Below are 24,132 nucleotides of genomic sequence, written 5' to 3'. Positions count from 1 at the left end.
CAGTCTGAGGTGGTCACTTGCCGGATCCGCTGCCGCCGCCGCGGAACGAGGAGCCGCCGCTGCTGCCGCCACCGCTGTTGCGGCCGTAGTAGCTGTTCCAGCCCCAGAGGCCGATCACGGTGCTGTGGTGGCGGTAGCCGCGGTCGTACTCGTAGAGCGTGATCGTCGATCCCGACGGCGTACGCGGCTCCACGACGACCAGCCAGTCGTCGTCGTAGCGCAGGTAGCTGTTGGCGCCCTCGGCCCGGTTCTCGTCGGCGTCGGAGCCGCTGGCGATCTTGGCGGCCACCGAGGTGACCGTGCCGTCGTCCTCGAAGACGATCCCGGCGTCGCTGTCGGGGTCGGAGCCGCTCACGTGGTCGAAGTTCTTGCGCAGGTACTTCTCGGGGCTGTTCCCGTCACCCGCCACCGCGATGGCGATGATGATGGCGAGGACGACGCAGACCGCCACGATCGCCCAGCCGATCAGCTTGCGGTTCGGGCCGTTCGGTTCAGACACGTTCGACCTCCTCGGGCCGGTAGCTGGTGACGGTGGCGACGATCTCGCCGGTCTGCGGGTAGGTGTGCCAGGTGCTCCAGGTGATCTGCCACTCGCCGAGCTCCTCGAGGGCCAGCGCGGTCACCGCGTTCGGGTCGCCCGGGAAGTGTGCGACGACGGCGTCCGTACGCCCCCTCAGCCGCTCCACGAGCTCCGAGGCCCGCTCGGCGAGCTCGTCGGGCTCGAGCGTGGCGACGTGCGAGCCGAGGCTGTAGCCGCCCTCAGCGTGCGCCGCCGGAAGGGGTGCGGACTCGGTGAGGCCGCACGCGATGGTCTCGTGCAGCAGCGGGCGGTCGTGGCGGCGTACGACGACCTGGTGGCTGGCGCCCAGGACGCTCAACGTGACCGTCAGTCCGGTCCCGAGGTCCACCGTCTGGTAGGCCAGTGGAGTGACCTCGATGGGAGCGAGGCTCCAGCGCAGGGTGTCGCCGCGTACGTCCGCGAACGGGACGTCCAGGAGGGTCACTCGTCGTCCAGGGTCGCGGGCCGGTCGGTGGAGGGGTAGACCGTCAGCTCGAACGGCTGCAGCACCTCGCCGAGGGAGGGCTCCCAGTTGCTGCCCCACTTCTCGAAGCCGAGCAGCTTGCCGTCGACCGACTTGTAGTCGGCGTACTCGGCCGTGCCCGACGGCGCCGTGCCGGTCGCGCCGGTCGCGGTGAAGGATGCCGAGCCCTTCTCCTGGAGGCGGTAGGCGACCCCGCCGACGATGACGTCGCGGTCACCGACGGTGCCCTGCTCGATGTCGCCGAGCGGGATCGCGTGCCACAGCGAGACCTCGAAGCTCTCGTCGTCCTCAATCGAGAGCCACTTCTTGCCCTCGGCGTCGTCGAGCATGTGCTCGGTCCAGCGGTAGCCGTCCTCGTCGAAGTCGAGGCGGCCACGGACGAACCAGTTGTGGCCGAGGTATTCGATGACGTCGCCGTTGCGCACCTGCCGCAGCTGGTCGGAGGCGTGCTTGTGCTGGTCGCCGATGAAGTCGTCGGGTTCCGGCTGCGCCGTCGGCTGCTGCCTGCTCCTCCAGAGCAGGTAGGCCGCGACCGCGAGCGCGGCCAGCAGCAGGACGATCAGGACGTAGATCACCGAAAGACTCCTTGGGTCAGCGTGAGGACGACCCGAACCTTAACCTGGCTCCGGGGCCTTCCACAGCCTCAATCGCCGCACCTGCGGGCGGCGTACGTCTGGGTTGTCGGTCCCACCCCGTAGGTTGGGGTCGTGAGGTTTCCGGGTGTCTATGCAGAGCACGGCGTCTTCGTGTGTTTCGAGGGCGGCGAGGGGTCGGGCAAGTCGACCCAGTCGCGGCTGCTCCACGAGGCGCTGACCGCCCGCGGCCACCGCGTCCTGCTGACCTTCGAGCCGGGCGACACGGCCGTAGGAAAGGACGTACGCCGCATCGTGCTGTCCCCGGAGACCGGCGACCTCGACGACCGGACCGAGGCGCTCCTGTTCGCCGCCGACAAGGCCGAGCACATCGAGTCGATGGTCCGCCCGGCGCTGGAGCGGGGCGAGGTGGTGATCACCGACCGCTATGTCGACTCGATGCTGGCCTACCAGGGTGCCGGCCGGGTGCTGGACGCCGCGCAGCTCGAGGAGGTGGCCCGCTGGGCGACCGCCGATCTGCGGCCCCACCTGACCGTGCTGCTCGACCTGGACCCGACGGCCGGGTTCACCCGGTTCGAGGAGCGTGACCGGATGGAGCAGGAGTCGGTCGAGTTCCATCAGCGGGTGCGGTCGGCGTTCGTCGCGCTCGCCGAGCGCAACCCCGAGCACTACCTGGTCCTGGACGCCCGCGCCCCGGTCGAGGAGATCCACGAGGCGGTGCTGGCCCGGCTGGAGCCGCTGCTCACCCAGGCGGTGACGGCATGAACGTCGCCACGACGTCGGTCTGGGACAACCTGGTCGGCCAGCGCCACATCATCTCCACCCTGCAGACCGCCGCGACGGGTCATGGCATGACCCAGAGCTGGCTCTTCACCGGCCCTCCCGGCTCGGGACGGTCCAACGCCGCGATCGCCTTCGCCGCCGCGCTGCAGTGCCCCGACGGCGGCTGCGGCCAGTGCCACGAGTGCCACACGGTGCTCGCCGGCAGCCACGCCGATGTCAACCTGGTCCGCACCGAGAAGCTGACCCTCGGGGTCGACGAGATCCGCGACCTGGTGCGTCAGTCGGCGCTCACGCCGGCCGGCAAACGCTGGCAGATCCTGATCGTCGAGGACGCCGACCGGCTCACCGAGCAGGCCAACAACGCGCTGCTCAAGGCGGTCGAGGAGCCCGGGGCCCGCACCGTCTGGATGCTCTGCGCACCGACGGTCGAGGACGTCCTCCCGACCATCCGGTCCCGGTGCCGGCTGGTCACGCTGAGCACCCCGACGGCCCCGGACGTGACCGCGTTCCTCCAGCGCACGCTCGGTGTCGACGAGGAGCGTGCGGCCTATGCGGCCCGCGCCAGCCAGGGCCACATCGGCCGCGCCAAGGCGCTCGCCCGCGACGACGACACCCGGCGCCGCCGTGAGCAGGTGGTGGCCTATCCGGCCAAGCTGCGCAGCCTCGCCGACGCGCTCAGGGCCGCCGGCGAGCTCGCCGCGGTCTCGAAGGAGGAGGCCGACGCGGTCACCGCCGACCTCGACGCTCGCGAGAAGGCCGACCTCGACGCGGGCTACGGCGTGGTCGAGCGGGGTCGCCGCCCGCGGGAGTACGGCCCCGCCCTGTCCGCCCTCGAGAAGGACCAGAAGCGCCGCGCCACCCGCCGCCACCGCGACGTGATCGACCGGGGGCTGATGGACCTGGTCTCCGTCTACCGCGACGCGATCACCCTGGCCGCCGGTGCCCCGGTGACGCTGGTCAACGAGGAGCACCGTCGCGAGATCGAGCAGGTCGTCGCGTCCTCGACCCCCGAGCTCAACCTGCAGCGCATCGGCGCCATCTTCGAGGCCCGCGAGCAGCTGCTGGAGTTCAACGTTCAGCCCCAGTTGGTGCTGGAAGCCATGATGGTGGCGCTGTTGCCGCCCGGAGGAGACCAGTGAATCGCACAGCCGTTCTCGTCGTGATGTCAGCGCTCGCCCTGACGGGCTGCGGTGGTGGTGGCACTCCCGACGCCGACCAGGTGAGTCCGAGCGCGGCGGCGACCGCGGCCCCGAAGGCGGGGCTGCAGACCTTCTACAGCCAGAAGCTGGACTGGAGGGAGTGCAACGGCGCCTTCGAGTGCGCGACCCTGGAGGTCCCGCTCGACTACTCCGACCCCACCGGCCGCACCATCGAGGTCTCGGTCATCAAGGACCCGGCCAACAAGAAGAAGATCGGCTCGCTGGCGATCAACCCGGGCGGTCCGGGTGGCTCGGGCATCGAATACGCGCTCTACAACAACCAGTCGTTCAGCAGGACCGTCCGCAACTCCTACGACATCGTCGGGTTCGACCCGCGCGGTGTCGGTGAGAGCACCCCGGTCGACTGTCTCGACGACAAGTCGCTCGATGCCTATGTCGCGGTCGATCCCGACCCCGACACGCCCGCGGAGGAGAAGGCCTACGTCGACACCGGCGTCCAGATGGCCCGGGGCTGCGCAGCCCAGAAGGACGGCATCTCCGCCCACGTCAGCACTGTCGAGGCGGCGCGGGACATGGACGTACTCCGGGCGGCGCTGGGAGAGGACCAGCTCGACTACTTCGGCGCCTCCTACGGCACCCAGCTCGGCTCGACCTACGCCGAGCTCTACCCCGACCGGGTCGGCCGGTTCGTGCTCGACGGTGCGATCGCCCCCGGTCTGAGCGTCCTCGACTCCAACCTGGCCCAGGCGAAGGGGTTCGAGGTCGCGCTCCGCTCCTACGTCGGGCACTGCGTCGACGAGGGCAGCTGCTTCCTCGGCGACTCCGTCGACGAGGGTGTCGAGCGCGTCCAGAAGCTGATGGCCGACATCGACGCGAAGCCGCTGCCTGCCGGCAACCGCGAGCTGACCGCGGGCAACGCGCTCTACGGCCTGATCACCCCGCTCTATGTCGAGTCCTACTGGCCCTACCTCACCGATGCCCTGCAGGCGGCGCTGAAGGGCGACGGCTCCCAGCTGATGAGCCTCTCGGACAACTACGCCGGCCGCGACCCCGAGGGTGGCTACCTCAACAACACGATGGAGGCCAACTGGGCGGTCAACTGCCTCGACGACCCCTCCGGCTTCAGCCCGGAAGAGGTACGCAAACAGCTGCCCGCCTTCGAGAAGGCCGCTCCCACCTTCGGTGCCGCCCTGGCCTGGATGCTCAACGGCTGCGCCGCGGAGAAGTTCAAGGCCACCGAGCCCGAGCCCGAGATCGACGCCGAGGGCTCCAACCCGATCGTCGTCATCGGCACCACCCGCGACCCGGCCACCCCCTACGCGTGGGCCGAGAAGCTCGCGGAGGCCCTCGACTCCGGCGTACTCGTCTCCCGCGACGGCGACGGCCACACCGGCTACATGCAGGGCAACGGCTGCGTCGACGACGCCGTCGACGCCTATCTGGTCGACGGCAAGGTCCCCGACGACGGCCTGGAGTGCTGACGCGGCTCTTTCGTCGGATTTACCTCATGTGGGGTGGGTTGTCGTCATGACGCCCCCGGCGGATCCCGCTGGCTCAGAGGATCGCTTCTCGTAAAATCAACCTCGAGAAGAAGGGTCACGAGCACGTGATCATGAACCAGCGAATCCGTTCGACGACGAAGGCCTTCGCTGCCACCGCCATCGCCGCCCTGGCGATCGCGGTCGCCCCCGTCATCGGCCAGCCCGCCCACGCCACCGAGTCCCCGGCGACCATCTCGGCCAAGGTCGTCACCAAGGTCGTCAACGTCTCCGCCAACAAGTACGGGACGCAGTCCTACCGCCCCGTCGGCAAGCTGACCGCGGGCGGCAACCCGATCAAGGGCAAGCGCATCCACCTGCAGAAGCGGGCCAGCGGCCGCTGGATGAGCGTGACCTCCTGCGTCACGAACCGCTACGGCAAGTGCGCCGTCATCGTGACGCCGAAGGTCAGCCGCTACTACCGCTGGAAGTTCGCCGGCGACGCCAACCGGCGTGCCGACGTGTCCGCGTCGTTCTACCTGAGGAAGCGCGTCTCGGGTCTGGACTACACCTACGCCAACGGCGAGAAGGTCTACAACGCCACCTCGGCCAACGACCGCGACTGCGGCGAGATCCCGGCCTACAAGAAGCCGGTCCGGATCAACAACAGCTCCGACCCGTGGGCTCTCGACCGGGACAACGACGGCTACGGCTGCGAGTGACCTGAGCCTTCGCACCGCTAGCGCCGGTGGACCGGGTCCGCGATGGCCTGGATCCGCTTGGTGGCCAGCTCGATCATCAGCGTGGCGGCGGGGGAGAGGGTGGCGTCGGTGCGGTGGACGATGGCGAAGGTGTCGTACGTCCGGGGCCGCAGCGACACCCACCCTGCCTTCGGTGCCAGCCGGGGGAGCAGTTGCTCGGCTGCTCCCTTGGCGATGACGCTGTCGGCGTACCCCATCCCCACCAGCTCGACCGCCGTCTCGATGTCCTCGACCTCGACCCGGCTCGGTGGGTTGCGGCCGGTCTCGTGGAGCAGGTTGCGGATCGTGACCCGGGTGGGGTCCTCGGCGCTCCAGGTCGTGTCGGCCATCACCAGCGTGGCCAGCGAGAGCCGGTGCGGGGTGACCGGCGTCGCCAGGTGCGCGGGGTCGGCCGAGATGTAGACGAGCTCGTCGCGGGCCACGGGCGTGACCTTCAGCCCCGGTCCGGAGACGCTGCCGACCAGCAGCATCGCCGCCTCGAGCCGGCCGCGCCGCAGATCCTCCTGGACCTCGGTCGAGTTCTGACCGATCAGCTCGACGCGTACGCCTGGATACCGGTCGAGCACGTCGGCCACCAGGCCGGCCCCGCCGTAGAGCCGCGCGATCCCGAACATCCCGAACCGGATCGTCCCGGTCTCAAACTGCTTCACCGCCTGCACGGCCTTGCGCGCGTCCTCGGCGGCCGCGACCGTACGCTCCGCGTGCGGCCTCAGCTCGTCGGCCACCGCGGTCGGCACCACCCCGCGACCGACCCGGCGGAAGAGCTGGACGCCGAGCGTACGCTCCAGGCTCCTGACCTGCTCCGAGATCGACGGCTGCGCATAGCCGAGCTCATCGGCCGCCGCGGTCAGCGAGCCATGCTCGTAGACCGCGAGGAACACGCGGAGCTGGTGCAGCGACAACATAGAGTCATCCTATGTCTTTCCAAGGAAAGATCGTCTACCTCTATGAGTCGCCGACGGTCATCATTGAATCACCAACACTGTGTCCGCAGCCGGTGGTTGATTCACGTTCCTAGGGGAGTAGAGCAAGTAATGAAGCACGGCGTTCGCCGCCTGGGCCGCCTGATCGGCAAGGGCAAGCCCACCCGCATCACCATCGACGAGCAGGTCGAGGCGCACCGTTTTAGTGTCGAGCGCGCAGTCTCGGTACACTCATCCGGTCCGCTCAACCAGAGCCGCTTCATGCGGTAACGGATGACGGTACGCCGCCTTAGCTCAGTCGGTAGAGCGTCTCACTCGTAATGAGAAGGTCGTCGGTTCGATTCCGACAGGCGGCTCCGCAAAACCCCGGTCTCACCAGCGAAAACGCTGGCGCAAAGACCGGGGTTCCTTGATTTTCGGAGGCCGGATCGCCACCTCTGCCGCCTGTCGGACGCCAGGTCGAGCGTGGTCGTTACCAGTTGACGACGTTTGTCAGCGCCCGTTGGCAGATGCGTGCTATCACTTCCGTGTGCGGTCCGGACGCCCATGTTGCTGGAGTACCCCCCACTCGGTCGCGAGGGCGTCCAGGACCGCACACCAGCCCCCGGCTGCGTAGCGGATTCCGGCACGGCGGCGGAGAGGGTCCGGCAGGATGAGGCCATGACGATTCCGGAGTCCGGTGCGGCGGACGCGGCATCCGGCCACGATCGACCGGCGGGGACCCGCACGCCTCTGAGCTATGGGCTGTTCGCGGTGCTGGTGGTCACCTACCTGGCGATCATCCAGGGCGGCGGGATGCTGATGAAGGCGCTGGTCGAGGTCGGCGACGACCCGATGACCACGACGAAGGGCGTCGTGATCACCATGGTGATCCCGCTGGGCGTCGCGCTCGCCTTCGTCTACGGGGCCGCCGCGGTGCTGGGTCGCCTGCGGCCGGTGCTGCGCGACGACCGTCCCGTCAGCCGCTGGGTCATCGTCGTACCGGTCATCTTCGTGGTGTGCATCCTGCTGGCCATCGACTACGGCGCCCTGTCGGAGAAGACGGGCGGATACATCGTCGTCCTGCTGCTCGCGACCCAGCTGGTCGGCTGGGGCGAAGAGGGCATGTTCCGCGGCCTCGGGGTCACGACGCTGCGCGAGCACGGACTGACCGAGGGCAAGGTCGCGCTGTGGTCCAGCCTGATCTTCGGTGTCGTCCATCTCTCGAACGCGGTCGGCCGTGGTGCCAACGCGATCCCGCAGGCGCTCATCGTGAGCCTGGCGGGCTACTTCTTCTACCTGACCCGTCGCCGAGCCGGCACCAACGCGGTGAACTCGGTGATCCACGGCCTGTTCGACTTCTCGCTGCTCACCGGCACCGCGATCCTCGTCGACCAAGGCGCCTACCTCGGGTCGCTCGCGGGGATCCTGGCGTACGTCGTGACCGGCGTCGTGCTCCTGGCCCGGCGTCACCACATCGACCCCAGCCGCCCCTGAGCGACCGGCGGCCGCCCGAGGTCAGGCGTGATCCGCCGACACGGCCTCGACCGACGGCTCGGTGTGAGGCCCGGCCCACCAGACGATGGTGGTGATCACGCCGATCACCAGCAGCGCGCTGGTCAGCCAGAACGGATACGTACGGTCGATGCCGGAGAGCCACCCGGAGATCCAGCCGAAGGGCGCGGCAGCGAGCATCACCGCGGTGCGCTGCAGCGCCATCACCCGTGACCGCTCGGCCTCGTCGACGTGGAAGGCGACGAGCGACTCCGAGAGCATGAAGAGCATCCCGGCGCCGAAGCTGTCGAGGAGGAGGCACACCCCCAGAAGCGCGTACGTCATGATGTCGGCGTCACCGTCGGCGGCCGGGATCGCGACGAGCACGAGCTGGCCCGCCAGATAGATGCCGAAGCCCCACAGGGTCGCCTGCTTGAGGTCGTGACCCGAGGTCAGCCGGCGGATCAGGGTGAAGAGGAAGAGCACCGACAGCAGCGACCGCACCATCGGGAAGAACGGCAGCACCGGGTCGGGCACGTGCAGGTGCTGGTTGACCAGGAGCTGCCAGAACGTCCCGTTGACGAGCGTGACCGCCGCGACGAGGGCGGCGATGGCCAGCGCCAGGAGCGAGCCGTGCGAGCGACCGAGCAGCCGCGCGGCCTCGCGGTAGCCGACGAAGAGCCGCCAGAGGCTCTCGTGCCGGGTCTCCTCCATCCGGATCAGCCCTCGGCGGGTCTCGGTGGAGGCGGCGTACAGCAGGATGATCTTGGCCAGCATCACCACCGCGGCGTTGATGAAGAGCACCCGCACCGCCGGCTCGAGGCCGAACTGCGCGACCATGAAGGCGGCGATCGGGGCGAAGAGCGCCGAGCAGTCGGCGGCGACCCGGACGAGCGAGTAGATGCCGGTGATCTGGTCGCGCTCGGCGTCCTCGACCATCAGGCAGTCCCAGGCGTTCGCGGTGACCTGCAGGGCGCCGTTGAGCAGCGACGCGGCCAGGAAGGCCCAGAAGTCCTGAGCGAAGGCCCAGATGAGGCACGGGATCACGAAGGCGATCACGTCGAAGACAGCGTTCGTCAGCCGGCGACCCATCCGGTCGGTGATGATCCCGCCGGCGAGCCCGAAGAACACCTGCGAGATCATCCCGGCGGTCGCCAGCAGGCCGATCTGCGCGTCGTGCAGGCCGAGCGTGAGCATGAAGACGGAGAGATAGGGCAGCACCAGAGCCATCGACAGGCCCCACATCGGCTCGGTCCACACGCAGGCGCGCGGGTTGCCGCGGAGATGGATCAGGGTGTGCCACAGGGAGCCGGGGGAGGATGCCACCGGGTCAGTGAACCAGGTGTGACGTGATGCCGGAAAACGATTTCGCGACGGGCGATCCTGCGACGTCCGATTACCGCCGGATCGGCAGGTAGAAGGCCCATTGAGCAGGCGTCCGCGGCGGTGCGGATCGGTCCGGTTCTCTTGACGGGCGCCCCGATCGGCTGCTTATGTTAGCGCTCACATCCGATGTGACTGAGGTCACATCGGGTGGTGCCCCGGCCCGAAGACGACCCCTGGAGCGCGCAGATGGACCAGTCGAAACCGACCGCACACGACCCGCGCCGGCGGCATCTGGCGCGCACCCTGACGGCGCTCGCGTCGCTCCCCCTGATCCTGGCCGGCCTGGCGACCACGGCCCCGGCGCAGGGTGCGAGCGATACGGGGCTCGTCGTCCACTACCCGCTCGACCAGACCGGTGGCACCACGGTCGTCGACCAGTCGGGCACCGGTCACGACGCCACGGTCGTCGGCGACACGACCTGGCTCGGCGGTGAGGGACTCTCTCTCGGCGGCACCGACGGGTACGTCAAGCTGCCGAACGACGTGATGGCCGGCCTGACGTCGATCACCGTCTCGCTCGAGGTGAAGATCGCCGCGGACCAGGCCACCCCGTACTTCATCTGGGGTCTCGGCAACACCGGCTCCAACGGGTCGGGCAACGGCTACCTGTTCACGACCGGCAACGCCTACCGGACGTCGATCGCCACCGGCAACTGGAGCACCGAGCAGACCGTCACGGCCGGTCGGAACCTCGCCCGAGACACCTGGAAGACCATCAGCTACACGCTCGCGGACGGCACCGCGGTGCTCTACGAGGACGGTGTCGAGGTCGCCCGCCGCACCGGCGTGACCATCACGCCCGGTCAGATCGGGAACGGCGTCACGACGGCGAACTACCTCGGCCGATCCGTCTACAGCGCTGACCGCCACCTGAAGGGTCAGGTGCGCGACTTCCGGATCTACGACCACGCGCTGACGGCGGCAGAGGTCCACGACCTGGGCTACGTCACCGACGAGCAGCGCGTCGAGCGCGACCTGGCCTGGCTGGAGCTGGGCGACACGTCCCGCGTCGTCAGTGACCTCTCGCTCCCGGGCGGCGGCCCCAACGGCTCCACCTTCTCGTGGGCCTCCTCCGACCCTGCCGTCGTCTCCGCGACCGGTGACGTCACCCGCCCGCCCTACGGCAGCCCCGACGCCACCGTGACGCTCACCGCCACCGCCACCCACGGCTCCGCCAGCCGGTCCGAGGAGTTCACGGTCGACGTGCCGGCCGACATCAGCGACGCCGAGAAGGTCACTCGCGCCACGGCCGCGCTCCGCGTCTGGGACGCCGACGAGATCCGCGGCAACATCACCCTGCCGACCCAGGGTCTGCACGGCACCACCGTCAGGTGGGCCTCCAGCGAGCCCGAGGTCGTGACCCCGACCGGCGAGGTCCACCGTCCGGCGTACGGGAAGAACGCGGTCCGCCTGGCGCTCAACGCCACCGTGAGCCTCGGCAAGGTCAAGGAGAAGCGGCAGTTCCGGCTGACCGTGCTGCCGCTCCCGAAGCAGGAGCCGCTCGAGGGCTACACCTTCGCCTACTTCACGGGCGAGGGGACGGCCGACGGCGAGCAGGTCTACCTCGCCGCCAGCCGGGGCAACGACCCGCTGCACTGGGACGAGCTCAACGGGGGCCAGCCGGTGCTGCGGTCGCAGTACGGGGACAAGGGGGTACGCGACCCCTTCATCATCCGCTCCCCGGAGGGTGACAAGTTCTACCTGATCGCCACCGACCTCAAGATCTACGGCAACGGCAACTGGGACGCAGCCCAGCGGAGCGGGAGCCGCTACATCGAGATCTGGGAGTCCACGGACCTGGTGAACTGGTCCGAGCAGCGACACGTCCGCGTCTCCTCGCCCCAGGCCGGGAACACCTGGGCGCCCGAGGCCTACTACGACGAGGGGATCGGCTCGTACGTCGTCTTCTGGGCCTCGAAGCTCTACGACGAGTCCGACCCCGAGCATGCCGGCAACACCCACAACCGGATGGTCTACGTCACCACCAGGGACTTCCGGAGCTTCAGCGAGCCGAAGGTGTGGATCGACCCCGGCTACTCGGTGATCGACTCCACCGTCGTCGAGCACGCAGGGACCTACTACCGGTTCACCAAGGACGAGCGGAACAACACCTCCACGACGCCCTGCAGCAAGTTCATCGTCGAGGAGAAGGCCACCTCGCTGCTCGACCTGGACTGGAGCTTCGTCGCGGAGTGCATCGGCAAGGCGACCGCCGAGAACCCGGGCGTCGACCGGGGCGAGGGGCCGACGATCTTCAAGTCCAACACCGAGGACAAGTGGTACCTGTTCATCGACGAGTTCGGCGGCCGCGGGTATGTGCCGTTCGAGACGACGGACCTGGACTCGGGCAGCTTCTCGATCTCCAGCGACTACCTGCTTCCCAGCCGTCCCCGCCACGGGACCGTCCTGCCGGTGACCAAGGCCGAGCTGGACCGCATCCGCACCGTCTACCGCGTGTCCTGAGGAGACCATCGTGCATCGCATCCGTCTGCTGACCGCCCTGTCCGCCGCCACCGTCCTGGCCCTGCCCCTGACCCATGCCACGCCCAGCCTCGGCGCCGACGGCCGAGCCGCTGTACCCGAGCCCGACTACACGATCACGGCCCACGCCGGTGAGTCCGGGCCGGAGATCAGCGACACCATGTACGGCGTCTTCTTCGAGGACATCAACTACGCCGCCGACGGCGGGCTCTACGCCGAGCTCGTGCGGAACCGGTCGTTCGAGTTCCTGCCGGTCGACAACCGGTCCTACACCGGCCTGACCGCGTGGACCCCGCGAGCCGTCGGCGGCGGCGCCGGGACCGCCACCCCGGTCAACGACGGCTCCCGGCTCAACGAGCGCAACCGCACCTACCTGCAGCTGTCCCTGGCCAACACCGGCGGAGGCACGTACGGGGTCTCCAACAGCGGCTGGAACAACGGCGTCGCGCTCGAGGCCGGGAAGCGTTACGACTTCTCGGTCTGGGCGCGCTCGGACACCGCCGGCGGTACGCCGCTGACCGTGTCGCTGCGCGACGAGACCGGCGCCACGGCGTACGCGGATCCGGTCCGGCTCCAGGTGAACGGCGACACCTGGAAGAAGTACGCCGGCACCTTCACCGCGAGCGCCACGACCGACTCCGCTCGGCTGTGGCTGCAGGGCGAGGGAGTCGGCACGCTGCGCCTCGACATGGTCTCGCTGCTCCCCGAGGACACCTTCATGGGCCGGGAGAACGGGCTGCGCAAGGACCTCGCCGAGAAGATCGCGGCGCTGAAACCGGAGTTCGTCCGCTTCCCGGGTGGCTGCCTCGTCAACACCGGCAGCATGTCCGGCTACGACGCATCCTCCGCCTGGCAGCGCGCCCGGGCCTACCAGTGGAAGGACACCGTCGGCCCGGTCGAGGAGCGTGCGACGAACGCCAACTTCTGGGGCTACAACCAGTCCTACGGACTGGGCTACTTCGAGTACTTCCAGTTCGCCGAGGACATCGGGGCGATGCCGCTGCCGGTCGTGCCGGCGCTGGTCACCGGCTGCGGCCAGAACCGCGCCACCGACGACGAGGCCCTGCTGCAGCGCCACATCCAGGACACCCTCGACCTCATCGAGTTCGCCAACGGCCCGGTCGACTCCGAGTGGGGCGCCCTGCGCGCGAAGATGGGACACCCGGAGCCGTTCGGGCTCACTCATCTCGGCGTCGGCAACGAGGAGAACCTGCCGGCCGAGTTCTTCGAGCGCTTCGCGAAGTTCCGTGCGGCCATCGAGGCGCGCTACCCGGAGATCACGATCATCAGCAACTCCGGCCCCGACGACCAGGGTGCGCTGTTCGACCAGCACTGGGCGCAGAACCGGGCCGCGGGTGTCGACATGGTCGACGAGCACTACTACAACTCCCCGACCTGGTTCCTGCAGAACAACGACCGGTACGACAGCTACGACCGCAACGGGCCGAAGGTGTTCCTCGGCGAGTACGCCTCCCAGGACAACAAGCTCTTCAATGCGCTGTCCGAGGCGGCGTACATGACGGGTCTCGAGCGCAACGCCGACGTCGTCCGGCTGGCCTCCTACGCCCCGCTGCTGGCCAACGTGGACCACGTGCAGTGGCGCCCGGACATGATCTGGTTCGACAACGACCAGTCCTGGAGCTCTGCGAACTACCAGGTCCAGAAGCTGTTCATGAACAACGTCGGTGACCGGGTCGTCCCCAGCGAGGCGTCCGGCAAGGTGATCGAGCCGAAGCCGATCACCGGCGGCATCGGTCTCTCCACCTGGGCCACCTCCGTGGCGTACGACGACGTGTCGGTCACCGCACCCGACGGGACCGAGCTGTTCGCCGACGACTTCGCGGACGGTGACGCCGAGGGCTGGAGCCCGCTGGCCAACCGGGGAACCTGGTCGGTCGTCGACGGTGCCTACACCCAGACCGACGCCACCGCCCAGGACACCCTGGTCAGGGCCGCGAACATCACCGCGAGCGACTACGACCTCGAGCTCGAGGCGAAGAAGCTGGCGGGCGCCGAGGGCTTCCTGGTCGCGTTCGGGGTGAAGGACTCCGGCAACTTCTACTGGTGGAACATCGGCGGCTGGAACAACACCCGCACGGTCGTCGAGAAGGCCACCAACGGTGGCAAGGAGACCCTGGTCGCCCGGGAGGGCCACTCGGTCGAGACCGGACGCACCTACGACGTACGGGTCGAGGTCCGCGGCACCCATGTCCGGCTCTTCCTCGACGGCCAGCTCTTCCAGGAGTTCGACGACGACCAGGTCACCGAGCCGTTCGCGCAGGTGGTGACCCGCGACGAGGCGACCGGCGACCTGATCGTCAAGGTCGTCAACGCCCAGGCCGATCCGGCGGTCACCCGCGTCGACCTCGGCGTCAAGGTCGCCTCCAGGGCGCAGATGACCGTCATCAGCGGCGACCCGGAGGAGCAGAACACGCGTACGGCCCAGCCCATCAAGCCGGTGACGAGCACGATCCGCGGCGTGGACAGCAGCTTCACGCGCACGTTCGCGCCGTACTCCGTGACCTTCATCCGCATCCAGACCCGGTAGGGGAGCACCCATGTCCGACCACCTGAACCACCTCGCCCTCCGAGCCGGCCTCAGCAGGCGTCACCTCCTGCAGGCCGGGGTCGGCCTCGGGGCAGCGGCCGCGCTCGCCGGCTACGCCGCGCCAGCTGTCGCCGTCCCGGCGGGATCGATGCCCAGCGACGCAGAGATCTGGGGCGTGCCGACCCTCAACCCGCTGGTCGAGCGCCGGGCCGACCCGTTCGTCACCCGGCCCGTCGACGGGATGTACTACCTGACCGGCTCCGTGCCGGAGTACGACCGTCTGGTGATCCGCGGGTCGGCCTCGCTGGCCGGGCTCGCCACCGCGGCGGAGTCGGTCATCTGGCGCCGCCCGGCCAGCGGGAAGATGGGCGGCCACATCTGGGCGCCGGAGCTGCACCGCATCGACGGCCGCTGGTACGTCTACTTCGCGGCCGGCGACTCCGACGACGTCTTCCGGATCCGGATGTACGTCATGGAGTCGACGCTCGCCGACCCGCGTGACCCTGCGGGCTGGGGCACGCCGCGGCAGATCGTCACGCCGTGGGCGAGCTTCGCGCTCGACGCCACCACCTTCGAGCACGCCGGCCGCCGCTACCTGGTCTGGGCGCAGAGCGAGCCCGAGATCGCGGTCAACACCAGCCTCTACATCGCCGAGATGAGCTCCCCGTTCGCGATCAGCACCTTCCCGGCGCGGATCGCAACCCCGACCCGCAGCTGGGAGGTGCAGGGCTACAAGGTCAACGAGGGCCCGGCCGTGCTGGTCCGCAACGGCCGTGTCTTCCTGACGTTCTCGGCCAGCGCCACCGACGCGCGCTACTGCATGGGCCTGCTCACCGCGTCCGCGGACGCCGACCTGCTCGACCCGGCATCGTGGACCAAGAGCCCCGATCCGGTGTTCATGACGAACGCGCAGACCGGCCAGTACGGCCCGGGGCACAACTCGTTCACGGTCGCCGAGGACGGGGTGACCGACGTCCTCGTCTACCACGCCCGCGACTACCGCGACATCACCGGAGATCCTCTCTACGACCCGAACCGGCACGCGCGCGTGCAGAAGGTGGTGTGGCACGAGGACGGCACCCCCATGTTCGGCGTGCCGGTCGGGAAGGGCGGGCCGATCGTGCGGCTCACCCCGCTGGATGCGCCGGGCTCGTTCGTACGCCACTACGACTACGCCGTGCGGGTGGACCGTGCCCCGCGGGAGCTCGCCGACAGCCAGTTCCGGTTCGTCCCCGGGCTCGCGGGCGACGGATCGGAGTCGCTGCAGTCGGTCAACTTCCCCGACAGGTATGTCCGGGTGACCGGCGGCACGGTCCGGATCGACCCGGTCGAGCCGGGCCCGGCGTACGCTGCCGAGGCCAGCTTCCGCAGGATCCCGGTCAAGGGCGGCATCTCGCTGCAGGTGGCCACGGACCGCGGCGACTACCTCCAGCACGACCGGGGTGCGCTCACCGTCGGTTCCGCCCCGGGACGCCGCTCCAGCACCTTCGGCCTGACCTGACCCGGTCTGTGACTTGGACGCTAGTCTTGGTCACGTGGTGAGGGTGTCAGCGGATGAGCGTCGACGGTTGTTGGTGCAGGCCGCGATCCGGGTGATGGCGCGCGACGGGGTCGCCCAGGCGACGACGCGCTCGATCGTGGCCGAGGCGGACATGGCGCTCGGTGCCTTCCACTACTGCTTCCGCTCCAAGGAGGAGCTGCTGGAGCAGGTGATCACCACGATCACGAGCCACACGCTGGCGCCGGCGCTCGAGATCATCGAGGGCTCGGGGACGCTGGAGGAGAAGTTGCGGGGTGGGCTGGCGTCCTACTGGCAGCACGTGCTGGACAACCCCGACGAGCACCGGGTGACGTACGAGCTGACGCAGTACGCCACCCGCAACCCGGCCCTGGCCGAGTTCGCGCGGAAGCAGTACCGCACCTATCTGGACGCGCACACCCAGGTGATCGAGACGCTGGCCGCCAGCACCGGGGTCACCTGGGCGGTCGAGGAGGCGGTGCTGGCGCGCTACCTGACCGCGATCGTGGACGGCCTCACCCTGCTCTACCTCAACGAGGGCGACGCCGAGACCGCCGGCGCGGCGATCGACCTGGCGGCGACCCAGCTGCTGGGGCTGGTCGTGCAGGGCTCCTGACCGCCCGGCGGTCAGAGGAAGGTCTTTCCCTCGCCGCGGTAGGTGGGGACCACGTCGACGATCCGGTCGCCGTCGACCAGCACCATCTCGTCGACGTGCTCGGAGAGCTCGCCGGCCTTGGTGTGCCGGAACCAGACGTGGTCGCCGATGTCGAGGTCGTCGACCCGGTCGCCCACCAGCGGCGTCTGCACCTCGCCGGCGCCCTCCTGATCGACCAGAGACAGCCCCGGCGGCCACACCGGCGTCGGCAGCCGGTCCTTGCCGGCGGCGCCGGAGGCGATCCAGCCGCCGCCGAGCACCGTGGCGTGCTGAGGCGAGGGGCGGCGTACGACCGAGAGCACGAAGTACGCCGCGGGCTGGGGGTGGAACCGGGTGTAGAAGTCGAACAGGCGCGGCGCCAGGAGCCCGGACCCGGCGGCCACCTCCGTGACCGCGGGCTCCGCAGCGGTGAGCTCGAGGCTGCCGGTGCCGCCACCGTTGACGAACTCCAGCGGCGCCACGCTGCGTACGGCGGCGACCGCGGCGGCCCGCCGCTCGGCGAGCTCGGCGGCCGACCGGCGCTGCATCGCCCGGACCGCGAAGCGGCTCAGGTGCGGCTGGTTGTCGCCGATGCCCGCGATCTGGCCCTCGTAGCCCATCAGGCCGACCAGCTGGAAACGTGGGTGGGCCGCGACCGCACGAGCCAGCGCGGCCGCGTCCTCCGGCGAATGCACGGGGGAGCGGCGGGCGCCGAGGTGGAGCCGGCCGCCCGCGAGCCGGAGCGAGACGTCCAGCTCGAGGCAGATCCGGATCGGAGGGCCGTCCGGCCCGACGATCGCGGCGGTCAGGTCGAGATGCCGGGGGCTGTCGACCATCAGTGTGACCCGGGAGGCGAGCTCCTCGTCCTTGGCCAGCCGACGGAGCGCCTCGCGGTGCATGGTCGGGTAGCCGACGACGACGTCCTTGTGCTCCTCGGCCAGCCAGAGCGCCTCGGGCAACGTGTAGGCGAGGATGCCGGACATCCCCGGGACCTCGAGCGCGTCCCGGATCACCGAGCGCACCCGGATCGACTTGCTGGCGACCCGGATCGGCTTCCCGGCGGCGCGGCGGACCAGCTGGTGGGCGTTGGTACGCAGCGCGGCCACGTCCAGGACGGCGAACGGCGGGTCCAGGTGCTCGGTCGCGGCGAGCAGGTCCGGCCAGGGCGTACGGGCAGGGCCGGAGCGCTGGGTCAAAGTCATCGTCGGGCCTCCGGTGCCGGGCCGAGCACGCGGTCCAGATAGGGGTTGGCGAAGGTGCCGGCCGGGTCGAGCCGATCGCGGAGCGCGACGAAGTCGTCGAAGCGTGGATAGACCTCCCGGAGCGACGTCGCATCGAGCCGGTGCATCTTGCCCCAGTGCGGCCGGCCGCCGGCGGCGCCGAGCACGTCCTCGCAGATGCCGAACCAGCGTTCGTGCGGCATCCGGTGGTACTGATGGAAGGCGACGACGGCCGAGTCCCGCTCGTAGGCCGGCGAGAGCCAGATGTCGTCGTGACGTACGAACCGGACCTCGAAGGGGAACGACACCGCCTCGTCGTGGGTGTCGACCCACCGCTTCAGCTCGCGCAGCGCCGGCACGAGGGCGTCGCGCGGCACGAAGTACTCACCCTCCCGGAAACGTACGTCCCGGTCGGAGGCGAACACGTTCGGAGCCAGGTCGGTGAAGTCGCGTGCGGAGATCGCCTTGGTCACGAAGCGGGTGATCGCAGGAACCAGGCGCGGGAAGCGGGTGCCCACGCGCAGCATCGCCTCGAAGCCGATGTTGGTGACGATCCGGTCGTCGAGGGTGCGGACGAAACGGCTCATCGGGCGCAGCTCGGTGTCCCCGGGCAGCCGCTGAAACTTCCTGGTCAGGGCCGTCGTCGTGTGTGGGAACCAGAAGAACTCGAAGTGGTCGTTGGCGGCCACCAGCTCGTCGACGCCGTCGAGCACCTCCTCCAGGGGCGCGGCCGCGTCGACCGCCCGCAGCGCGTAGAGCGGCACGCACTGCAGCGTCACCGCGGTGATCACGCCGAGCGCGCCGAAGGAGACCCGCGCGGCCTCGAACAGCTCGGGCCGCTCGGTCGCCGAGCACTGCACGACCGACCCGTCGGCGAGCACCAGCTCGAGGCCGCATACCTGCGTCGAGATGCTGCCGAAGGCGGCGCCGCTGCCGTGGGTGCCGGTCGAGATCGCGCCGGCGAGGGTCTGCCGGTCGATGTCGCCGAGGATCTCCATCGCCAGCCCGTGCCCGGCCAGGATCGGGTTGAGCCGGTGCAGCGGGATGCCCGCGTCGACCGTCACCAGCCCGGAGTCGCGGTCGACCGAGCGGACCCCGTCGAGCCGGTCCGGCCGCAGCTGTACGCCGGGCGCGACCGCCGCGCCCGTGAACGAGTGCCCCGAGCCGATCATCCGGACCTTCAGCCGGTCGCGGGCGGACTCCTTGACGGCGGCCGCCACCTCGTCGGTCGTCGCGGGCGTCGCCACGCGAGCGGGGGTGACCCGCTCGGTGCCGGCCCAGTTCTGCCAGGTCACGATGTCCCTCCCAGGACCGGATAGTGGTCGGAGTAGTCCGCGTAGGTCGTGCCGCCGGAGCTCCACGGCGGGGACGTCGGGGTCAGGGTGGTGTTCGTCCATCCGCGAGGCTGTGCGTGGCCGCTCCGGAACAGCACGTAGTCGAGCTGTTCCCGCCCGCCCGAGCTCGCCAGCGGGTTGGTCTCCGGGTCCCAGCTGTAGGGGTGCCCGGCGAAGGTCGGGGCGGTGGCGTCGAGCGCGGTCAGCATGGTGGCGTACTCCGGGGAGTCCTTGACCACGTTGAGGTCGCCGGTGATCACGATCGGCTCGTCGGCCGGGATCGCGAGCCCGTCGAGGAAACCGTCGAGCTCGGCGAACTGCTCGGCCCGGACGTCGGCGCCGCGACCGAAGCAGGCCGAGTCCTCGGCCTGAACATGGGTGCCGACCACATGCACCGGACGGCCGTCGACGTCGAGCCGGGCGTAGACGAAGCCCTTGTTCGAGAACCAGTCGGCGCCGCACCCGTCGGCGTACACGTACTGGACGCGGTGAGTGATCGGCCACCGGCTCAGGATCGTCACGCCGCCGTCCTCGGGGGTCAGCGACGAGTAGGACCCGAGCGTCTCGTCCCAGCCCGACCGGGAGCGGCCGAGGACAGGCGTCTGATGGGGATACTGGCTGGACAGGCGCGACTTCAGGGTGTCCGACGGGCCGTTGTCGAACGCCTCCTCCAGCACCACCACGTCGTGACCGCGCAGGTGGTCGGCCTCCGCGAACAGGCCGGCGCGGGTGGCGTTGGCCTTCCCACCCAGGATCGTCGGGAGCATCGCGACGTTGTGGGTGAGGATGCTCAGGTCGGGTGGCGGGGGCGCTGCCGAGGCCGCCGGAGCCGTCGGGCCGGGCAGCAACGTGGCGGCGACGGCACATACCGCCGCGACGCCCAACGCTGCGGACCTCATCGGCCCACCACCGAGAACGTCGGGCTGGTGCCGCTGATCGACCGGACGCTCCCGAGCAGGCTCCGGGCGTCGCCGAAGTAGCGGATCCGGTAGCTGCCGGGCTCCACGTCGTCAGGTACGTCCCAGGCGATCGTCACCTTCGACGCGGCGATGCCGTAGCGCTCCCAGTGGAACTTCGTCGACCAGTCGCCGTCGTCGGCGATCCGCCGCCAGCCGTCCGGCGTGCTTTGCTCGACCGTGAGGTAGCTGCCTCCGTGCTTCAGGTCGTTGTTCGGATGCGCGCCCGCGAAGGTGACGCTCACCTGCTCGCCCGGACGGTACGTCGCCCCCGGCGCGGTGAGCACGTCGCCGTACGCCTTTCCGAGGGGTGGTGCGTCGGCCACCACCGCACCCTGGAGCGACGGGAACTGCTCGGCGCTGCGGTCGCGCTCCTTCTCGCCGAGCGGTACGTCGACCCCGTCCCGCATCGCGGCACCGAGGTCGGCCGCGGTCTGCATGAACGCCGGGAGCTCGTAGCGCCCGAAGAGGGTCGAGGCGCCCTCGTACTCCTTGGCGTCGTACTCCTCCGGAGTCGTCAGGTAGTGCGCGTAGGCGTTCGCGTAGCCCTGCACGAGCACGTGGTCGATGTCGGTGCCGACCGCCTCGGCGACCGCCTGGCGCAGCCGGAGGCCGGAGACCACGGTCACCTCGGCGGGCATGCCGACGAGGTAGAGGTCGCCGATCCGGACCAGCTGCACGGGCAGCTTCTGCTGCACCATGTCGAGCGGTCCGACGGGCAGCAGGATCTCCTTCGACCCCTGGCACGCGCGCAGTGCCGGGCTCGCGGTGTAGAGCGCCTCGGAGATGGCGGCGACCGCCGGGTTGCCGCCGTCCTTGCCCTCCTTGAAGATCGGCAGCCCGCCGCCGCCGTCCTCGGTGCTGCCTGCCGCGAACGCCGCGCCGAGCGCGGCCGGGCAGGTGGTGTGCGGCTTCCCGTCGGGGGTGAACTCGGGACGTACGGCGGTGTTCGCGAGGTCGACGTAGACGATCCGGGAGTCGACGCCTCCGGTCAGGGTGCGGTCGTCGTCGAGCCCGCGGCGGGCGGCGTCGTACGTCCTGGTGCCGATGATCCGGGTGTTCTCGAACTGGTCGGTGGTCGGGCCGTCGGAGGGGTGCAGATTGAGGTTCGGCGACATGTCGCCGGAGTTGGTCTGAGCGAAGGACGCGACGACGTCGGGGTCGTCGCTGTCCTCGACGTAGTCGACGCCGCTGGCCAGCCGCTCCCAGGCGTACTCGGCGTAGCCCTTGTTGTCCGGGCTCACCAGGGTGTTGTTGGTCGACATGCTCGTGGCGTGGACCGGGAACCAGTTGATCACCCCGTCGAGGTCGCCGCCTCGGTGGACCTGGAGCGTGGTGCTCCGGGTGTCGACGCCACCGGGGAAGTACGCCTTGTCGGCCTCCGGGTTGCGGTCGAACGCCGTCTTCGAGCGGTTGACGTTGGCGTTCGTGAGCTCGCTGGTCGACAGGCTCAGCTCGGCCGGGGCGAGGTCGGCGTCCGCCCGTTCGATCGAGGAGACGATCCCGTCGACGAGCGCCCGGAACGTCTTGCCGTGGTAGCCGAGCGTGGTGATGTTGTAGAGCGTGTGGTGCGAGAAGCCGCCGGGCGCCGAGTGGGTGTGGGTGGCCGTCAACATCACGTTGCGCTCGGTGTAGGTGTCGCCGTAGCGCTGCTCGAGCTTCGCCAGCACGGCGTCGCGGACGCTCTGGAAGATCATGCCGGCGTCGGCGAGGACGTGGACCACGCGCTCGCCCGACTCCGGGTCGGCGATCACGAAGGCCCGGGCGCGCTGCCGCATGTGCAGGCCGCTGCTGACCTGGCTGATGTCGGCGTAGCCCATCATCCCGGTCTCGGCGACCTCACCCGTGACGTCGGCGATGCCACGGCCGACCAGGAAGTCCTCGCCTCGGTCGGTCGTGGCCCGTGCTGTGCTCGACGGGACGGTCGTCGCTCCGCTCGCCGAAGGCGGTGCCGCCGCGAGTCCGAGCGCGGCGACCGTCACCGCCGCCGTGGCCGTCGCAGTCCTCCAGGTGACCCAAGTCATACCCGGAGGATGCCCGCTGCCTGCAGGGTGGGTCAATAGTCCTGGACAAATGACCCACTTCGTGGTCAGGCGTCCGCGGTCGTGCCCAGATGGAGATTCCGGTGAGCCGTACGCGGTCAAAGAGGTGGGTCCTGACCGGCAGAAACCGCTGGTCAGGACCCACCTTCCGAACGACTCAGCCGGCGACAGCCTCCCCGCGGGCGACCATGCCGGCCTCGTTGGAGAGCTTGACCTCCTTGAGGAACAGCGCGAGGGCGAAGCCGAGGAGGACGAGCGGCACGAGGTACCAGAACGCGGGGGCGAGCGCCTCGGCGAAGGCGTCGACGACCCAGCCGTGGATCGGCTCGGGCAGCTTGTCGACGGCGGCCGGCGTGAGGCTCCCGCCGGAGAACCCGGCACCGTCCGCCGGCATCATCCCCGAGGAGGCCATCTTCTCGGCGAGGCCTTCGAAGTTGTCGGTCAGCCTCGTGGTGAACACGGTGGTGAACAGGGCCGTGCCGACGGTGGCGCCGATCTCCCGGAAGAAGTTGTTCGCCGAGGTCGCGGTGCCGAGCTCGTGCGGGTCGACAGCGTTCTGCACGGCCAGGACGATGGTCTGCATGACCAGGCCCATCCCGGCGCCGAGGACGAAGATCATCAGCCCGAAGACGACCATCGACATGTCGCCGGTGATCGTGGTCATCCAGGCGATCCCGGCCGCGGTGACGGCCAGGCCGACGATCGGGAAGATCTTGTAGCGACCCGTCTTCGAGATCGCGATGCCGGAGACGATCGCGGTCAGCATCAGGCCGGCCATCATCGGCAGCATCAGCAGCCCGGAGCCGGTGACCGAGGCACCGGTCGACATCTGCAGGAAGGTCGGCAGCATCGCCATCGCCGAGAACATGCCCATCCCGAGCACCAGGCCGATCAGGGTGGTCACGGTGAAGGTGGCGTTCTTGAAGAGGCGCAGCGGGATCAGCGGCTCGGGCGCGAGGGTCTCGGTCACGATGAAGGCGGCCACCGAGGCCAGGGTGCCGACGAGCACGCCGAGCAGCTGCGGCGAGGACCAGTCGTAGCCGTCGTGGCCGAGCGACTCCCACGAGGTCAGCAGCACGATGCCGCAGGTGGAGAGCACCATGAACATGATCCCCAGCCAGTCGACCGGACGCCCGGAGCGGTGCGAGGGCAGCTTCAGCGCGTACCAGGCCACCACGAGCGCGATGATCCCGACCGGGACGTTGATCCAGAAGGTCCAGCGCCAGCCCGGACCGTCGGTGAGCCAGCCACCGAGCAGTGGCCCGATCACCGCGGAGATACCGAAGAGCGCACCCATCGGGCCCATGTACTTGCCGCGCTCGGAGGCCGGCACGATGTCGGCGATGATCGCCTGCGAGAGGATCATCAGCCCGCCACCGCCGAGCCCCTGGAGACCGCGGGCGGCGACCAGCTCGGGGAACGTCTGCGCCATCCCGCCGAGGAGCGAGCCGAGGGTGAACAGCGCGACCGCGAACAGGAACGGCCAGCGCCGACCCCACAGGTCGCCGAACTTTCCGTACAGGGGCATCACGATCGCGATCGCCATGATGTAGGAGGTGATTACCCATCCCTGGTGCTCGACCCCGTCGAGCTCCCCGACGATCGTCGGCATCGCCGTGCTCACGATCGTCTGGTCGAGGGAGGAGAGGAACATCGAGGCCATCAGGGCCCCGAAGATCAGCCAGATCGTACGCGGCGTCAGCACGACCAGCGGCTTGTCGGGCGCGTCGGGCGCGACCGTGTGGCTCATGGGTTGGACCTTTCAGGCAGGAGTTGACGAGGTGAGGACACACGGGTG

General features: G+C 69.7%; 20 protein-coding genes and 1 tRNA gene. 11 read left to right on the top strand and 10 right to left on the bottom strand.

Features of this window, described 5'->3' with window-relative positions; all coding sequences use genetic code 11:
• Nucleotides 1-13: 13 nt before the first annotated feature.
• From UG56_RS07925 to UG56_RS07915, 3 genes are read right to left on the bottom strand one after another with little or no spacing between them, the layout of a single operon-like run.
• Nucleotides 14-499, bottom strand: coding sequence for a DUF4247 domain-containing protein (locus UG56_RS07925; protein WP_045548640.1), 486 nt, complete (start codon nt 497-499; stop codon nt 14-16).
• Complete coding sequence (locus tag UG56_RS07920) at nt 492-1,004, bottom strand: DUF2617 family protein (RefSeq protein ID WP_045548641.1); 513 nt, start codon at nt 1,002-1,004, stop codon at nt 492-494. The genes UG56_RS07925 and UG56_RS07920 overlap by 8 nt, the downstream gene beginning before the upstream one ends.
• Nucleotides 1,001-1,618, bottom strand: a complete 618-nt coding sequence (locus UG56_RS07915) for a DUF4178 domain-containing protein (RefSeq protein WP_045548642.1) — start codon at nt 1,616-1,618, stop codon at nt 1,001-1,003. Before UG56_RS07915 ends, UG56_RS07920 begins: the two co-directional genes overlap by 4 nt.
• 132 nt (nt 1,619-1,750) lie before the next feature.
• Here UG56_RS07915 and tmk point away from each other — a divergent pair, with 132 nt between their 5' ends.
• The 4 genes from tmk (at nt 1,751) to UG56_RS07895 (ending at nt 5,779) form a co-directional block, all read left to right on the top strand.
• Nucleotides 1,751-2,401 (top strand): dTMP kinase, encoded by a 651-nt coding sequence (gene tmk, locus UG56_RS07910; RefSeq protein WP_045548643.1) that lies wholly within the window; start codon nt 1,751-1,753, stop codon nt 2,399-2,401.
• On the top strand, nt 2,398-3,558 hold the full coding sequence (locus UG56_RS07905) for a DNA polymerase III subunit delta' (RefSeq protein WP_045548644.1): 1,161 nt from the start codon (nt 2,398-2,400) through the stop codon (nt 3,556-3,558). Before tmk ends, UG56_RS07905 begins: the two co-directional genes overlap by 4 nt.
• Entirely contained in the window at nt 3,555-5,060 is a 1,506-nt protein-coding gene (locus UG56_RS07900; protein WP_045548645.1) for an alpha/beta hydrolase, read from the top strand. The genes UG56_RS07905 and UG56_RS07900 overlap by 4 nt, the downstream gene beginning before the upstream one ends.
• Before the next feature lie 131 nt (nt 5,061-5,191).
• Nucleotides 5,192-5,779: an excalibur calcium-binding domain-containing protein gene (locus UG56_RS07895; protein WP_143054954.1), complete on the top strand. Its 588-nt coding sequence runs from the start codon at nt 5,192-5,194 to the stop codon at nt 5,777-5,779.
• Between the two features lie 17 nt (nt 5,780-5,796).
• Here the strand turns inward: UG56_RS07895 and UG56_RS07890 are convergent, their stop codons facing one another.
• Entirely contained in the window at nt 5,797-6,723 is a 927-nt protein-coding gene (locus UG56_RS07890; protein WP_045548647.1) for a LysR family transcriptional regulator, read from the bottom strand.
• Between the two features lie 129 nt (nt 6,724-6,852).
• Between UG56_RS07890 and UG56_RS28270 the strand changes: the two genes are divergently transcribed.
• The 3 genes from UG56_RS28270 to UG56_RS07880 all read left to right on the top strand — a co-directional run bounded on the left by UG56_RS28270 (nt 6,853) and on the right by UG56_RS07880 (nt 8,217).
• The gene (locus UG56_RS28270; RefSeq protein ID WP_177191437.1) at nt 6,853-7,011 is read left to right on the top strand and encodes a hypothetical protein; all 159 of its coding nucleotides are present in this window, start codon (nt 6,853-6,855) and stop codon (nt 7,009-7,011) included.
• 13 nt (nt 7,012-7,024) lie between these two features.
• Nucleotides 7,025-7,097, top strand: a tRNA-Thr gene (locus UG56_RS07885).
• 304 nt (nt 7,098-7,401) lie between these two features.
• Nucleotides 7,402-8,217: a CPBP family intramembrane glutamic endopeptidase gene (locus tag UG56_RS07880; protein ID WP_045548648.1), complete on the top strand. Its 816-nt coding sequence runs from the start codon at nt 7,402-7,404 to the stop codon at nt 8,215-8,217.
• Nucleotides 8,218-8,238: 21 nt separating this feature from the next.
• Here the strand turns inward: UG56_RS07880 and UG56_RS07875 are convergent, their stop codons facing one another.
• Nucleotides 8,239-9,540, bottom strand: coding sequence for an MFS transporter (locus UG56_RS07875; protein ID WP_045548649.1), 1,302 nt, complete (start codon nt 9,538-9,540; stop codon nt 8,239-8,241).
• A gap of 246 nt (nt 9,541-9,786) precedes the next feature.
• On the opposite strand from UG56_RS07875, the gene UG56_RS07870 reads away from it, so the two are divergent.
• From UG56_RS07870 to UG56_RS07855, 4 genes are all read left to right on the top strand, one after another.
• Nucleotides 9,787-12,063 carry an immunoglobulin-like domain-containing protein gene (locus UG56_RS07870; RefSeq protein WP_045548650.1) on the top strand — a complete coding sequence of 759 codons (2,277 nt, stop codon included), beginning with the start codon at nt 9,787-9,789 and terminating at the stop codon, nt 12,061-12,063.
• Between the two features lie 10 nt (nt 12,064-12,073).
• Nucleotides 12,074-14,629 carry an alpha-L-arabinofuranosidase C-terminal domain-containing protein gene (locus UG56_RS07865; RefSeq protein ID WP_045548651.1) on the top strand — a complete coding sequence of 852 codons (2,556 nt, stop codon included), beginning with the start codon at nt 12,074-12,076 and terminating at the stop codon, nt 14,627-14,629.
• 10 nt (nt 14,630-14,639) lie between these two features.
• Nucleotides 14,640-16,130, top strand: coding sequence for a family 43 glycosylhydrolase (locus UG56_RS07860; RefSeq protein WP_045548652.1), 1,491 nt, complete (start codon nt 14,640-14,642; stop codon nt 16,128-16,130).
• A gap of 73 nt (nt 16,131-16,203) precedes the next feature.
• Nucleotides 16,204-16,764, top strand: coding sequence for a TetR/AcrR family transcriptional regulator (locus tag UG56_RS07855; RefSeq protein ID WP_256206512.1), 561 nt, complete (start codon nt 16,204-16,206; stop codon nt 16,762-16,764).
• An 11-nt stretch (nt 16,765-16,775) separates the two neighbouring features.
• Here UG56_RS07855 and UG56_RS07850 read toward each other — a convergent pair whose 3' ends face one another.
• From UG56_RS07850 to UG56_RS07830, 5 genes are all read right to left on the bottom strand, one after another.
• Nucleotides 16,776-17,984 (bottom strand): alanine racemase, encoded by a 1,209-nt coding sequence (locus tag UG56_RS07850; protein WP_071326953.1) that lies wholly within the window; start codon nt 17,982-17,984, stop codon nt 16,776-16,778.
• On the bottom strand, nt 17,981-19,297 hold the full coding sequence (locus UG56_RS07845) for a D-arabinono-1,4-lactone oxidase (RefSeq protein ID WP_256206502.1): 1,317 nt from the start codon (nt 19,295-19,297) through the stop codon (nt 17,981-17,983). The genes UG56_RS07850 and UG56_RS07845 overlap by 4 nt, the downstream gene beginning before the upstream one ends.
• Nucleotides 19,294-20,235 (bottom strand): sphingomyelin phosphodiesterase, encoded by a 942-nt coding sequence (gene sph / locus UG56_RS07840; protein WP_045550287.1) that lies wholly within the window; start codon nt 20,233-20,235, stop codon nt 19,294-19,296. Before sph ends, UG56_RS07845 begins: the two co-directional genes overlap by 4 nt.
• A complete protein-coding gene (locus UG56_RS07835; RefSeq protein WP_052693902.1) occupies nt 20,232-22,316 on the bottom strand; it encodes a neutral/alkaline ceramidase in 2,085 nt (694 codons plus the stop codon). The genes sph and UG56_RS07835 overlap by 4 nt, the downstream gene beginning before the upstream one ends.
• 175 nt (nt 22,317-22,491) lie before the next feature.
• Nucleotides 22,492-24,084 carry an MDR family MFS transporter gene (locus UG56_RS07830; RefSeq protein ID WP_045550289.1) on the bottom strand — a complete coding sequence of 531 codons (1,593 nt, stop codon included), beginning with the start codon at nt 24,082-24,084 and terminating at the stop codon, nt 22,492-22,494.
• Nucleotides 24,085-24,132: the final 48 nt, after the last annotated feature.

This window comes from Nocardioides luteus (assembly GCF_000960475.2).
GTDB classification, from domain to species: Bacteria; Actinomycetota; Actinomycetes; order Propionibacteriales; family Nocardioidaceae; genus Nocardioides; species Nocardioides luteus_A.
This window is presented reverse-complemented; position numbering and strand designations above follow the sequence as displayed.

Bases quoted from the DNA above. Each gene is read 5' to 3' on its own strand.
- UG56_RS07890 (WP_045548647.1), bottom strand. From the start codon at position 6,723: ATGTTGTCGCTGCACCAGCTCCGCGTGTTCCTCGCGGTCTACGAGCAT.
- sph (WP_045550287.1), bottom strand. From the start codon at position 20,235: ATGAGGTCCGCAGCGTTGGGCGTCGCGGCGGTATGTGCCGTCGCCGCC.
- UG56_RS07870 (WP_045548650.1), top strand. From the start codon at position 9,787: ATGGACCAGTCGAAACCGACCGCACACGACCCGCGCCGGCGGCATCTG.
- UG56_RS07880 (WP_045548648.1), top strand. From the start codon at position 7,402: ATGACGATTCCGGAGTCCGGTGCGGCGGACGCGGCATCCGGCCACGAT.
- UG56_RS07905 (WP_045548644.1), top strand. From the start codon at position 2,398: ATGAACGTCGCCACGACGTCGGTCTGGGACAACCTGGTCGGCCAGCGC.
- UG56_RS07895 (WP_143054954.1), top strand. From the start codon at position 5,192: ATGAACCAGCGAATCCGTTCGACGACGAAGGCCTTCGCTGCCACCGCC.
- UG56_RS07860 (WP_045548652.1), top strand. From the start codon at position 14,640: ATGTCCGACCACCTGAACCACCTCGCCCTCCGAGCCGGCCTCAGCAGG.
- UG56_RS28270 (WP_177191437.1), top strand. From the start codon at position 6,853: ATGAAGCACGGCGTTCGCCGCCTGGGCCGCCTGATCGGCAAGGGCAAG.
- UG56_RS07850 (WP_071326953.1), bottom strand. From the start codon at position 17,984: ATGACTTTGACCCAGCGCTCCGGCCCTGCCCGTACGCCCTGGCCGGAC.
- UG56_RS07835 (WP_052693902.1), bottom strand. From the start codon at position 22,316: ATGACTTGGGTCACCTGGAGGACTGCGACGGCCACGGCGGCGGTGACG.
- UG56_RS07830 (WP_045550289.1), bottom strand. From the start codon at position 24,084: ATGAGCCACACGGTCGCGCCCGACGCGCCCGACAAGCCGCTGGTCGTG.